This window comes from Paenarthrobacter aurescens (assembly GCF_025421775.1).
Taxonomy (GTDB): domain Bacteria; phylum Actinomycetota; class Actinomycetes; order Actinomycetales; family Micrococcaceae; genus Arthrobacter; species Arthrobacter aurescens_B.
On the sequence record NZ_JAOEFX010000002.1, the window covers coordinates 423,099 to 435,758 of the forward strand.

A 12,660-nucleotide genomic window follows, 5' to 3' on the forward strand; every position below is an offset into this window, starting at 1 on the left:
AGGTTCGTTTGGCGTGCGGTTGACCGGTTCAAGCGTCAGTCGACTTTGGCGGTGACATCGTCCGGGAGGGGCTTCGGCGTGACGCCCGGCCATTGACCGTCCTGTGTGAGCAGTGAGAGATTCCGCGCGCCCTCGGAGGCATCCGGGCTGAGCGGGATGACGACGCTGCTGTGCGGGGAGGGGGCACGGCTGAGGGGCGGGATCCAGCCCGAGCCGGTGGCAGCGGAGGCAAGGTCGAAGAGCGGCTCCCCGTCGGCGGTTGTCGAACTGATCTGGATCTGCGTGTTTGGCATGTAACCCTCGCCCACAGACCAAACGTTCCGGACGATGTAGTCCACCAGCACGTCGCCGTGGAGGACCGTGTATCCGGGGTCAACGTCGAACGCAACGGAGTACCCGGTGTTGCCCTTCACATTTGGAGGCCCACCTCCGACGAAGTCAGTAACCGAGATCCCGGGTACGGCGTCGATGGCCGCGCGGGCTTCCGCGAGCGTCTGGCCCGTGTCTGCGTCGTGCGGGATGGTCTGCTTTGGTGACGGCGTGGGAACGGTGCAAGCGGTCAGGGTGAGAACAATCCCGGCAACGATGGCAGCCCGGGCGAAGGATCGGTTCGTGCGGGTCATGGTTTCACTATGTTCGGTTTCGCTTGGAATTCGATAGTGACGCGCCCGGGAGCCCGCAGAAACCACAGCAGTCGACGCACGACGCCGGTCGGCAGCGACGGCGGTCAGGTCGCCGTCGGGCGTAAATCGCTTTCCCGGCGTGGTAACGAACACGTGATCCCGGACACGAAGGGCCGCCAAAACGGCCTGCTCGGGTAAGTTAGAGATGTTGAAATCTGCAGACTTTCAGGGAGAACCCCACCAATGGCCAAGATTATCTATACCCACACAGACGAAGCGCCGATGCTGGCAACTTACTCATTCCTGCCGATTGTGGAAGCGTATGCCTCGACCGCAGGTGTAGAGGTGGAGACCCGCGACATTTCGCTGGCCGGCCGCATCATCGCTGTCTTCGGCGATTTCCTGACCGAAGAGCAGCGCACGGGCAACGCCCTTGCTGAACTTGGTGAACTGGCAAAGCGGCCGGAAGCCAACATCATCAAGCTGCCCAACATCAGCGCCTCCGTACCGCAGCTCAAGGCTGCCATCGCCGAACTCCAGGCCCAGGGCTACGCCCTCCCGGACTACCCGGACAACCCCTCGTCGGACACCGAGACGGACATCCGCTCGCGCTACGACAAGATCAAGGGCTCCGCTGTAAACCCGGTGCTGCGCGAAGGCAACTCGGACCGCCGCGCCCCCCTGTCGGTGAAGAACTACGCCCGCCAGAACCCGCACTCCATGGGTGCCTGGTCCGCTGATTCCAAGACCAACGTTGCCACCATGGGCGAGAACGACTTCCGCTCCAATGAGAAGTCCGTTGTCCTCAAGGCTGACGATTCCCTGAGCATCCAGCTGGTCCGCGAAGACGGCACCACCAAGGTCCTCAAGAAGGACTTCCCCGTCCTGGCCGGCGAAGTGGTGGACGCTACCGTCTTGCGCGCCGACGCCTTGGACGAGTTCCTCAAAGCACAGGTTGCCCGTGCAAAGGAAGAGGGCGTCCTCTTCTCCGCACACCTGAAGGCCACCATGATGAAGGTCTCGGACCCCATCATCTTCGGCCACGTGGTCAAGGCTTACTTCTCCGAACTGTTCGACACCTACGGCAAGCAGCTCGCAGCCGCAGGGATCAGCCCGAACAACGGCCTCGCTGCCATCCTCAGCGGCTTGGACGACCTGCCGGAGGACGTCCGCGAAGGCGTCAAGGCAGCCATCACCAAGGGCCTCGAAGAGGGCCCCGCACTGGCCATGGTCGACTCCGACAAGGGCATCACCAGCCTGCACGTACCGTCGGACATCATCGTTGACGCCTCCATGCCTGCCATGATCCGTTCCTCCGGCCACATGTGGGGCCCGGACGGCAAGGAAGCGGACACGCTCGCCGTTATCCCGGACAGCTCCTACGCCGGCATCTACCAGGTTGTCCTGGACGACTGCCGCGCCAACGGTGCGTTCGATCCCACCACCATGGGCACCGTTCCCAACGTGGGCCTCATGGCACAGGCAGCCGAGGAATACGGCAGCCACGACAAGACCTTCGAGATCCAGGCAGCCGGCACCGTCCAGCTCGTGGACAGCAAGGGCAACGTCCTGACCGAACACCAGGTCTTCCCCGGTGACATCTGGCGCGCATGCCAGACCAAGGACATCCCGGTCCGTGACTGGGTCAAGCTGGCCGTCACCCGTGCCCGCGCGTCCCAGACCCCGGCCGTGTTCTGGCTGGACGAGACCCGCGCGCACGACGCAAACCTCATTGGCAAGGTCAACGAGTACCTCAAGGACCACGACACTGAGGGCCTGCAGATCGAGATCCTCTCTCCGGTTGAGGCCACGGCCTTCACCCTGGAGCGCATCCGCAAGGGCGAGGACACCATCTCCGTCACCGGTAACGTCCTCCGCGACTACCTCACGGACCTGTTCCCGATCCTCGAGCTTGGCACCAGCGCCAAGATGCTCTCCATCGTTCCGCTGATCAACGGTGGCGGCCTGTTCGAGACCGGTGCCGGTGGTTCCGCTCCCAAGCACGTCCAGCAGCTGGTCAAGGAAAACCACCTTCGCTGGGACAGCCTGGGCGAATTCCTGGCCCTCGCGGTCAGCTTCGAGCACCTTGCCACCACCACGGGCAACGCCCGCGCACAGGTTCTGGCTGACACTCTGGACCGCGCAACCGGCACGTTCCTGCTGGAAAACAAGTCCCCGCGTCGCAGCGTTGGCGAGCTGGACAACCGCGGAAGCCACTTCTACCTGGCCATGTACTGGGCACAGGAACTGGCCAAGCAGACCGAGGACGCCGAGTTGGCCAAGGACTTCGCAGCAATCGCTGAAGCCCTGACCTCCAACGAGGAGACCATCGTCGGCGAGCTGGCCGCAGTCCAGGGTCCCGCCGTCGACCTTGGCGGCTACTACCGTCCGGACGCTGCCAAGGCCGCTGAGATCATGCGCCCGTCGGCTACGTTCAACAAGGTCGTCGCGACGCTGAAGTAGTCCCTCGAGCCCGGGTGCCTTTCACGGGCGCCCGGGCTCCGAGTTTTTGTACAGATAATGCCCCCAAGACGCGGTCTTGGGGGCATTATCTGTACAAAAACTCCTAGCGTTCCGCGCGGAATCGCTCCGGTGCCACACCGCCGTCGACGATGTCCTTCAGCACCCGGCCGATAGCCGGCGTGAACTTGAAACCGTGCCCGGAGAAACCTGCGCCCACCACCAGCGGACCGAAGTGGTCAAGTACGAAATCCTCGGTGGGCGTGGTGGTGTAGGTGCAGCTGATGGGAACCGCGGTGGAGGGGTCGACGCCGGGAAGCCACTCTTCTGCGTACCGCACCAACGCTTCCATCTGGTGGGGGATCGGCTCAAACGTGCGTTCATCCGGATCCATGACGGGGCCCACGCCGTGCCAGCCGGCCTTGACGCCTTCGCCCGGGGTGAGCATGCCGTAAACGGGGCTGTACCAGTAGTCGTAGAGTTCGTTGTTGGGATCGGGATCCGGGCTGTGGTTGAAGCTGGGCCACACCAAGGTGTTGTCTGTTGGAGTGAAGTGGGCCGGCTGCTCCTGGGTGACCACCAGTGCGGGCAGGTCCGTGAGCTTGCCGATGAGCTTCGGAGTCCATGCGCCGGCCGTGACCACCACGCGGCTCGCGGTGTATTCGGTCTCTTCGGTGACGACTACCACCGATTCGCCGCCGGTGACGCGGATGTCCCGGACCGGCGTGGAGTACTTGAAAACGGCACCGTGGGTCTCAGCTGATTTACGCAGCGCCACCAAAGCGTCAGCGGCGCGGATCCGGCCCGAGCCCGGAACGAAGAGGACGTCGGTGGCGAAGTTCATGCCCTGCCAGCGGTTGGCGGCCTCATCGGCGGAGATGAAGTAGCTTTCGATTCCACGGGCCTCGTGGGCTTCCCGGACCTGGTGCAGCCGGGGAAGGTTGCCGTGGTTCGCGAGCCCCACCATGTCCAGGAGCGGCGCGCCGTGCTCAGCGGCGAGCTCGTCCCAGAGGGTTTTGGACTCGGCGAGGAGGTCGAGGTAGTCGTCCTCGGCGTAGGCGGTGTTGAAGTTGCGCGTTGCTCCGTGGGAGGCGCCGATGTGGTGACCGGCCTCGAACTGTTCCAGGAGAACCACCGAGCGACCCGACCGGGACAGTTGCCACGCAGCGGCTGATCCCATAGCTCCTCCGCCAACAACTACAACATCAACTTCCATGCCTGCTCCATCCACAACGTCCGCGAGTCCAACCGGGTCCCCGAGAAGGGCCACCTCCCATTCTGCCCCCACTCACCCAACTGGGTAGCAGATCACGCCGTTTTGAGCGTTCAGAACGGCGTGATCTGCTGCTTACTTGGGCCGGCGACGGATGTTACGCAGCCAGGCGCCGCCGGATCCACGCGGAGAACTGGTCCACCACAATGATCAGGACCAGCACGATCATGATGTGCGTGAGCATGGAGTCGAACTGGAAGGACTTGATGGACTGGTTGATCAGGAGCCCGATGCCGCCCGCACCTACCAGGCCAAGGACCAGTGATGACCGCACATTGACGTCGAAGCGATACAGCAGCAGGCCCACGAATTGGGGGACCACCATGGGCAGCGTGGCATTGGCGACCTGCTGGATCCGGTTGGCACCGGCCGTGCGGAGTGCTTCCTGCGGCCCGGCGTCGATCTCTTCCATGGACTCAGCCCACAGTTTCCCCATGACACCCGTGTTGTGGCAGATCAGGGCGAGCACACCGGCAAAGGGACCGAGGCCCACGGCGGTGACGAAGATCAGCGCAAACACGATGTCCGGCACGGCTCGGAAGAAGGACAGGATGGAACGTGCGGCTTGATACACCAGCCGGTGCGGGCTCGTGTTCTCGGCGGCCAGCGCAGCCAGGAGCAGGGCGAACGGCACAGACAATGTCGTCCCCAAGAGCCCGATCCACAGGGTCACGAGCGTGGCTTCCAGGCCAGGCTTCAGTGTCTTCTCCCAGCTCAGGTCCGGCGGGAACGCATCGCCAATGAAGGCTGCCATGCCTTTCCAGCCGTCCACCAGCAGCTCGGGTTTGAAGTCCGTCCCTTCGATGGCCACCGCGTGAAGTCCGACGACGGCGGCCGCCACTGCCGCCGTCGTGACCCACCGCAGCGGCTTCTTCGGGCGGACGAGGGCCACGCGGGTTTTAGGTGTTGAGTCCCGGCGGGCGACGGCCGTGGTCAAGGTCTGGGGAGTCATGCTGCCTGGGTCCTGTCTGAAACGTCCCTGTCCGGGGCGTACAACGTGTCGAGATGTTCAGCCGTGACCTCTGTGGAGGGGAGGTCGAAGGTCATGGAGCCCTGCAGCAGCCCGATGGACCGGTCGGCGTACCGCAGCGCGAGATCGGGTTGATGCAGGACCGCGGCCACTGCAAGCCCTTCGGAGTGGGCGAGTTCGCGCAGCAGAGCCATCACTTGCTCTGCGGCGTGCGGGTCCAGTGCGGAGACAGGCTCGTCGGCGAGTACGACGTCGGCGCGCTGGCACAGTGCCCGGGCTACGGCGACGCGTTGCTGCTGTCCGCCGGAAAGGCGGCCAACCCGGTCGAAGGCGCGATCGGCCAAGCCCACGCGGTCCAGGCAGTCGAGGGCCTCCTGCTGGACGTCGGCCGGGAACAAGAGCGGCGACAGCGAACGCACAGTGGGAATCCGGGCGAGGGCTCCGGCGCAAACATTGTCCAAGGCCGTGCGGCGGGGGACCAGGTGGATCTTCTGGAAGATCATGGCCATTCGCTGGCGTGCCTGCTGCAGCTCCCGGCCTTGCAGGGAGTCCAGCGCAGTTCCGTCGATGCTGATGCTGCCGGAATCCGGAGCGCTGATACCCATGACGCAGCGCAGGGTGGTGGACTTTCCTGAGCCATTGGCGCCCAGGAACGCGACGAGTTCGCCGGGGGCAACGGAGAAGTCCACGCCTTGAAGGACAGTCCTGCCACTGAAGGACTTCCGCAAGCCTTGGACGGCGAGAAGGGGGTCAGGCATTACAGGTCCTTCTCGGTAAGGCCCATGGTCTCGGCGAGCTCGAACAGCGGCGTGTAGTTGTCCTTGGTGACCTCCAGCAGCGGGCCTGGAGGGGTGACGTCCAGGAACTCGCCCACCTTGGCCACGTCGGCGGGTTCCAGGCTGAGGAAAGCGTCCTTGACGGCTGCCTTGAACGCGGGGTCGGCGTCGCCGCGCACGGTGATGGGGTCGTTGGGGATGGGGTCGGACGTCCACACTTGGCGGAAGTCGTCCCGCTTGAACGTGCCGGCAGCAATCGCAGTGGCGAGCGTCTGGGAGTTGATCTCTGCCGCATCCACCTTGCCGTTGGTCAGTGCCAGGAGTGCTTCGGGGTGGCCGCCGGTGTAGTCCATCTTGATGTCGGCGTCGGCGATTCCGGCTTCACGGAGGCCGAAGCGGGGCAGGACGTCGCCAGAGGTGGATCCGACGCTGCCCAGGGCGAGGGACTTACCCTTCAGATCCCCGATGGCCTGGATGGGGCTGTCCTTGGGAACCCAGATCCCGGCCGTGTACGTGCTGAGTTCCTTCTCGGCAGTGCCAAAGGAAACCAGTGGTTCGGCGCCGGCCTTGGCGTCGGCGAACACGTACCCCAAGGGACCGAACTGGCCCAGGTCCAGTTTGCCGTTGCGCATGGCCAGGACCTCGGCAGCGTAATCCTCAACCACCTGGACGCTGACGGGGCATTCGAGCTTCTTGGAGAGGGCGGCCGCCAGGACATCGTAAGCGGGCTTCAGCTTGGCCGGGTCCTCGTAGGGCTCGATGCCGAACTTGATCTCCCCATTGGGGCAGGTAGCGGACGTTGCCTCAGGGGAAGACTGGGCCGAACCACCACAGGCAGTGAGCGCCAGAACGGTGGCTAGGGCTAGCGCGGAACCGGTGAAGAGCGTGGTTTTCATGGGAATCCTTATGCGAAGGGGATGGGGAGAACGGGGATATTCAGTGCAAGGTGAGTCAGTACAGGCGTGATACGTTGCGGTGCGCCAGGCCGAAGGACAGGGTCATGCCCACGCCGGAGGTCACCGACACCACCGTGACGCCGGGCTGGATCTCGCGGACAAGGATGGGGGCCACGTCCGAGGACGCGTAGATGCCCTGCCAGCGTTGGACGATCTCCAGTGGCTCGCCGATCCGGCCGGTGATTTCGGTGTTGAGTGTGGCGGTGACGCCTTCATCCAGGAACGGGTCCGCAGTGCGGTGGTAGTGGTGGGAGTCGCCCAGGATGATGGTGCCGTCGGGACGCTGGGTGAACATGACGTTGGCGCCGATGTCCAGCAGTTCAGGCTGGTTTTCCAACACCTCGGAACGGAGGGCAGCCGCAGCGGGCATGTCCGTGAACGCCGGGTACCGGAGCATGGAGGTTGCGGTCAGGACTGCAGGGGCGAACTCGACGCCCGATGGTTTCGCGGCCAAGGACATCTGCAGGGCGCACCGCTGGATCCGGTGTTCCGCGGCAAGGTCCGGGAAGAGGTAGTCCACGTCGTGGCCTACGCACACGAAGACCTGCCGGGCCTGCAGCTCGCCCCGCGACGTTTGAACAGTCACGCCGTCACTGGACTGGCTGAAGCCCAGCGCGGCCGTGTTCCAGTGAAGTTCGACGCCGGGTTGCCGGCTCAGCCATTCGGCCAACTTTGCGACGGTGGTGCGGGGGTCGACGCGGAGGTCGTCCCGAAGGAAGGCGCCGCCAACGAGGCCGGGCCATGATGCACCCGAAGTACCTACGTCGTCGTGCGTTTCTTCCCCAGCGGAAGCTGAGGCGCCCAGCCGTTCCCGGGTCCCGGCAGGGGAGAGCAGTTCAACCTGTCCCGGCTCGCGGACTGCAGAGAGTTCCCGCAGCACGTTCATCTCGGCGTCAGTGCGGGCCAGGACTACTGCACCCGCTTCAGAGGCCCAGAAGCCAGCCTGCTCGGCGAACTCAAGCCAGTACTTCCGGGAGGTCTGTGCGAGCTCGTACAGTTCGCCGGACTGGGCTGTAATGCAGCAGTGCCCAAAGTTGCGGACTGAGGCGCCGGCTGCGTGGTGGTCGCGTTCAATGATGGTGACGGTCAGGCCGTTGGCAACAGCGTGGGCGGCGTGCGCAAGGCCCACGATTCCTGCGCCGACAATCACGATGTCGGTGGGCTGGCCCGGGGTGCTGTCGGCGGCTGAGGGGGGAGTGCTTGGGTTGTTCACACCACTGACAATGGCGGGAGAATCCGGGGGAATCAAGCCAAAATGGCACTTGTATATACAAGTTAACCTGATTTTAACTTCTGTTCATTTGAGTTCATGCCAAGTTCATCTGGAGGCGCTCAAATCCGGAGTTAACAGCTCCCTGGACTTGTATTATCAACTTGTGAGCACACAGCAGAACGCACCCCTCCACGTCAGGCTGAGCGAAGAATTCATGCGCCGGATCACCGACGGTGACTGGCCGCCTGGATTCCAACTGCCCAGCGAGGCGGAGCTGTGCCGCGAGTTCGGTACCTCCCGTGGCCCGATCCGCCAGGCGCTCGCGTTCCTGCGTTCGGAAGGTGCCGTCACGGGCGGCCGGGGGCGTCCTCCCATGGTTCGTTCGTCCGTTCCGTCCCAGTCGTTCTCCACGTTCAACTCTTTCACCGAGTGGGCCAGCGGGATCGGCAAGACGCCAGGACAGAGGACTTTGGAGGTGGCCCGTCGCGAAGCCAGCCCGGAAGCGGCGGATGCACTCGGCCTGATGCCCGGGACCACCGTGGTGGAGGTCCTCCGGGTCCGCTACCTGGATGAGTCCCCAGCCATGATCGAGCGCACCACGTTCATTCTGGACGTGGGCCGGAAGCTGTTCGACTTTGATACCGACTCCGGATCCATCTTCGCGTTCCTCAAGGAGCAAGGGGTGGACCTGCACAGCGCGCGGCACACCATCGACGCCGTTGCGGCCAGCGACGAAGACGCCGAACTCCTGGAGCAACCCGAAGGCATTCCGCTGCTTCGCGAACGCCGCATCACCCGTTCCGGCGACGGCCAGCCCCTCGAATACTCCGAGGACCGCTACCTGCCGGCACTCACCAACTTCACCATCGACAACACGGTGGAACGCCGGGCCGCCCTGGTCCGCATCCACACTGAAGGAGCCACTCCATGATCAAGCTTGTTGCCTGCGATATGGCCGGAACCACCATTGACGAACACGGCGACGTGTACGTTGCCCTGGCACGCTGCGTTGAGGAAACCGGCGTAGCCACCACACCGGAGGCCGTCCAGGAATGGATGGGCGCGGACAAGGTGGAGGCCATCACGGCGCTCATCCAAGCTGGTGGCGGGACCGCTACGCCGGAAGTAGTGGCTGCCGCGTTCAAGCGCTTCAAGGAACTGCTCGTCGAGTTCTACGACGCCAACCCGCCTGTGGCGCTCGAAGGCGTGGAAGACGCGTTCCGCGAACTCCGCCGACAAGGCGTCAAAGTGGCGCTGACCACCGGCTTCTCGCGCGACGTCGCGGAGCCCCTGCTGGAGCGGCTGGGCTGGAGCACCGACGACGATAACCTGCTGGACGCCGTCGTATGTTCCGACGAAGTAGCCGCCGGCCGTCCGGCGCCGCACATGATTCACCGCGCCATGGAACTGACCGGGGTGCAGGATGTCCGGGCCGTGATCGCTGCCGGCGACACCGTGAACGACCTCGCCGCTGCCAATAACGCAGGCGTCACCGCCGTCGGCGTCTTGACGGGCAAGCTGGACCGCGAAGCCCTGGCCGCGCACCCGCACCACCACATCCTGGACGGTGTGAAGGACATCCCGGCGCTGCTCTCCTGACACCCGGCGCTGCTCTCCTGACACCCGGGTTTGGCGCCCTCCGTTTGGCGGGTGGCGCCGGGCATGGAAGATTGGGACGGGTGAAATTCCTTCACCCGTCTCCCAAGTCCTCCGCCCGCGGCGTCACCATCCTGCGCGTGGTCTTCGGCGCGCTCATCATGGTCCACGGCATCCAGAAACTCATGGCCGGGCACGCTGCGTTCGCTGCGTCGGTTGCTGCCATGGGCGTTCAGAAGCCGGAAATCGTGGCGTGGCTGGTCATCGCCGGTGAGGTTGGGCTGGGCCTGCTCCTGGTTCTCGGTGCCCTGACCCGCGTGGCCGGGTTCCTTGCCGCGATCATGTTTGCTGGGATCTGGTTCGTGACGGAAGCTGGGAAGCCCTTGCTCACGGATAGGGCAGGCGTGACGGCCGAGCTCCTGATTATCTACGCAGCCATCTCGGTGGCGTTCGTGTTCCTCGGACCCGGTGCGTTGTCGCTGGACCGCAAGCTGGCCCGGCAGTCAGCGGGCCCGCGGCGCTAAGCCATCGCCGTTAACCCTCTTGGGTTAACTCACGACGGCGGCACTCACCACCGGTGGCGGGTCACCGCGCATCGTTCGGATACCGGATCCCCAGCTGGGAGCGGACGCCGTCAAAGAGGCGCATGACGTTGATGGAGTCTTCCAGCGGCATGACCGGGCTCTCGGTGAGGCCTTGCTGGATGCAGCGGGTCACTTCGCGGAGTTCATACGTGTAGCCGATGCCCACCACGTCAAAGTGCTCGTGCCGCGGCTCGTCCCAACCAATCCGGATCATCAATTCGCGTGGATTGTTGACGGAGCCCACGGTCTGCAGGAATCCGAGCCCCCCGGCCACGGTTGCGGTTCGGGGTCCGTGTGCCATTAAGGACGACGTCAGTTGGACCTGGGCGCCGCTGGAGTAGCCGAGGGTCAGGGCGTTTTGGGTGTCCACGCCGTCTTCGTTGAGCGTGCCGATCGCTGTGACGGACTGCGGGAAGCCCAGCGTTCCCAGCGCCCAGAGCAATGGATAGACCGTGATGTCCAGGAGTGCGCCGCCGCCGTCGTTGAGTGCCCAGATACGGGCTGAGGGGTCATATGGCGCGGGGAAGCCGAGGTCTGCGCTGACCCACTGGATCTGGCCGAGCTCCCCGGATGCAGCTATCTGGAAGGCCCGCTGCATGCTCGGCAGGAAGCGGCTCCACACCGCCTCCATGAAGAACACGTTCTGCTCCCGCGCCAGCTTCACCAGCCCGGCGGCTTCACGGGCGTTGATGGTCAGGGCCTTCTCGCACAGCACGTGCTTGCCGGCACGCAAGGCGGCAGCGGCGATCTGGAAGTGCTGGGCATGGGGCGTGGCCACGTAGACCACATCCACTGCCGGATCATCGAACAAACGCTGGTAGCCGGGCACGTCGCCGTCGTCCCCGTATGCCTTGGCGAAGCCAAGCGTGTGCGCGAAGGCGTCGGCGGCGGCCTGGGTCCGGGAACTCACGGCGTAAAGCTCCGCGTCTTCCAGCAGTGCCAGGTCCTGGGAAACGCTGTTGGCGATGTTGCCGGTGGAAACCACTCCCCATCGCAAGGGACGGCCTGTGGCCGACCTGGGATCCTGGTTGGTCTGGGTGGACAGCCATGGCACGGCGATAGGGAGCGTCATGCCTGTCATCCTCTCATTCCGTCCGCGGTGACCGGAATATTGGCGCTAGCCGGACAACTGCAGTTGCTCCAGGTCAGCCAAGGTTCCCGTTGATTCGAACGTCAGCCTGACGTTGACGTTGTACGCGCCCGGCCTTCCAAGGTCCGGGATCCATATTTCCGCGACCCCGGCATCGTGGGCTGTTGTTGCCACGATCCTGTAAGCGAGATTTTCGGCCTTCCAACTCTCGGACACGTCCACGCCATCCAAGGACCACGTCAGGAGCATGGGGACATGGGCCAGTCCCTCAAGGTCCAGCTTCACTGCAACAGTCCACCCGAGCGGATCCTTTCCCTGGGTGCCGTCGATTGCCAGTACTTCCTCCAAGGCCTTGACCAGTTCCGCCGCCACCTGGGCTGGTGGAAGCAGTTCGCCGGCATCGTTCACGGTCACCGGCGGGAGGAGCGCGGGAAGGACGATGAGGGCTCCGGGAACATAGCCTTCCAACACTTTCTGTTCCTTCACCGCGGAGCGGTACTCCTCCGGCGGACGTGTAGTGATCTTGTTTGCCTTGGTGGGCGATCCAGTGGACGTGCCCTGGGTGGCGGATGTTGTCACGGGGGTTGTGGGAATGGTGGGGGTGATGGTTGCCGTGGATGTCGTCGGGGGAGGTGTGGTGGTGGGCGGAAGCGTGGTGGGAGTCGGCTTTTTGGTCCCGGCAGACGCGGCACGATGCACGGAATACGGCTCAAAGGCAGCTGCGGCGGCCGGGTTGAGGGTCAGGTCCTTGCCCAAGTCCGCCGGGGCGAACGCCGCAAGTGAGGTTTGCTTGATGATGGTGAGCGATTCGATGTCGGCAACATCTTCGGTATTGGGCGGAATGATCCGGTCCCACAGGGCGATGATGCTGATGAGGGCTGCGGCGATGGCTCCCGCGGTGATGATCCATGTCTTGCCGCGTCGATGCCAGGGAGTCTTTTTTCCTTTTTTCTTGTGTGCGGACACGGCCGCCACCTCCTGCCCCTGATCACAGATTGCTCCCGTGCCGGAACAGCGTCAACCCCGCGCCGCAGAGAATCATGAGCGACACTTCTGTGTCGTGTGCTGTCAAGTCACACGAATGTCCGGGCCGAAGATTTTCCTCGCCTAGGCTTAGGC

At 64.3% G+C, this 12,660-nt stretch carries 12 protein-coding genes; 4 read left to right on the plus strand and 8 right to left on the minus strand.

Annotated features, from left to right (window positions below; translation table 11 throughout):
* Positions 1-35: 35 nt before the first annotated feature.
* Positions 36-623 (minus strand): hypothetical protein, encoded by a 588-nt coding sequence (locus N7568_RS05265; protein WP_261608846.1) that lies wholly within the window; start codon positions 621-623, stop codon positions 36-38.
* A 243-nt stretch (positions 624-866) separates the two neighbouring features.
* Between N7568_RS05265 and N7568_RS05270 the strand changes: the two genes are divergently transcribed.
* Positions 867-3,086: an NADP-dependent isocitrate dehydrogenase gene (locus N7568_RS05270; protein ID WP_261608847.1), complete on the plus strand. Its 2,220-nt coding sequence runs from the start codon at positions 867-869 to the stop codon at positions 3,084-3,086.
* 103 nt (positions 3,087-3,189) lie between these two features.
* On the opposite strand, the gene N7568_RS05275 is transcribed toward N7568_RS05270, so the two are convergent.
* The 5 genes from N7568_RS05275 to N7568_RS05295 all read right to left on the minus strand — a co-directional run bounded on the left by N7568_RS05275 (position 3,190) and on the right by N7568_RS05295 (position 8,271).
* Positions 3,190-4,299 (minus strand): FAD-dependent oxidoreductase, encoded by a 1,110-nt coding sequence (locus N7568_RS05275; protein ID WP_261608848.1) that lies wholly within the window; start codon positions 4,297-4,299, stop codon positions 3,190-3,192.
* A 154-nt stretch (positions 4,300-4,453) separates the two neighbouring features.
* On the minus strand, positions 4,454-5,308 hold the full coding sequence (gene phnE, locus N7568_RS05280) for a phosphonate ABC transporter, permease protein PhnE (RefSeq protein ID WP_261608849.1): 855 nt from the start codon (positions 5,306-5,308) through the stop codon (positions 4,454-4,456).
* Positions 5,305-6,084, minus strand: coding sequence for a phosphonate ABC transporter ATP-binding protein (locus tag N7568_RS05285; RefSeq protein ID WP_261608850.1), 780 nt, complete (start codon positions 6,082-6,084; stop codon positions 5,305-5,307). Before N7568_RS05285 ends, phnE begins: the two co-directional genes overlap by 4 nt.
* A complete protein-coding gene (locus tag N7568_RS05290) occupies positions 6,084-6,998 on the minus strand; it encodes a phosphate/phosphite/phosphonate ABC transporter substrate-binding protein (RefSeq protein ID WP_261608851.1) in 915 nt (304 codons plus the stop codon). The genes N7568_RS05285 and N7568_RS05290 overlap by 1 nt, the downstream gene beginning before the upstream one ends.
* 55 nt (positions 6,999-7,053) lie before the next feature.
* Positions 7,054-8,271: a TIGR03364 family FAD-dependent oxidoreductase gene (locus N7568_RS05295; RefSeq protein ID WP_261608852.1), complete on the minus strand. Its 1,218-nt coding sequence runs from the start codon at positions 8,269-8,271 to the stop codon at positions 7,054-7,056.
* Between the two features lie 163 nt (positions 8,272-8,434).
* On the opposite strand from N7568_RS05295, the gene N7568_RS05300 reads away from it, so the two are divergent.
* The 3 genes from N7568_RS05300 (at position 8,435) to N7568_RS05310 (ending at position 10,391) form a co-directional block, all read left to right on the plus strand.
* Positions 8,435-9,202 (plus strand): GntR family transcriptional regulator, encoded by a 768-nt coding sequence (locus N7568_RS05300; RefSeq protein ID WP_261608853.1) that lies wholly within the window; start codon positions 8,435-8,437, stop codon positions 9,200-9,202.
* On the plus strand, positions 9,199-9,870 hold the full coding sequence (locus N7568_RS05305) for a phosphonatase-like hydrolase (protein ID WP_261608854.1): 672 nt from the start codon (positions 9,199-9,201) through the stop codon (positions 9,868-9,870). Before N7568_RS05300 ends, N7568_RS05305 begins: the two co-directional genes overlap by 4 nt.
* Positions 9,871-9,950: 80 nt before the next feature.
* On the plus strand, positions 9,951-10,391 hold the full coding sequence (locus N7568_RS05310) for a DoxX family protein (protein ID WP_261608855.1): 441 nt from the start codon (positions 9,951-9,953) through the stop codon (positions 10,389-10,391).
* Positions 10,392-10,452: 61 nt separating this feature from the next.
* On the opposite strand, the gene N7568_RS05315 is transcribed toward N7568_RS05310, so the two are convergent.
* Together N7568_RS05315 and N7568_RS05320 are read right to left on the minus strand one after the other, a co-directional pair.
* A complete protein-coding gene (locus tag N7568_RS05315) occupies positions 10,453-11,523 on the minus strand; it encodes a Gfo/Idh/MocA family protein (RefSeq protein ID WP_261608856.1) in 1,071 nt (356 codons plus the stop codon).
* 45 nt (positions 11,524-11,568) lie between these two features.
* Entirely contained in the window at positions 11,569-12,507 is a 939-nt protein-coding gene (locus N7568_RS05320) for a hypothetical protein (RefSeq protein WP_261608857.1), read from the minus strand.
* Between the last annotated feature and the right edge of the window lie 153 nt (positions 12,508-12,660).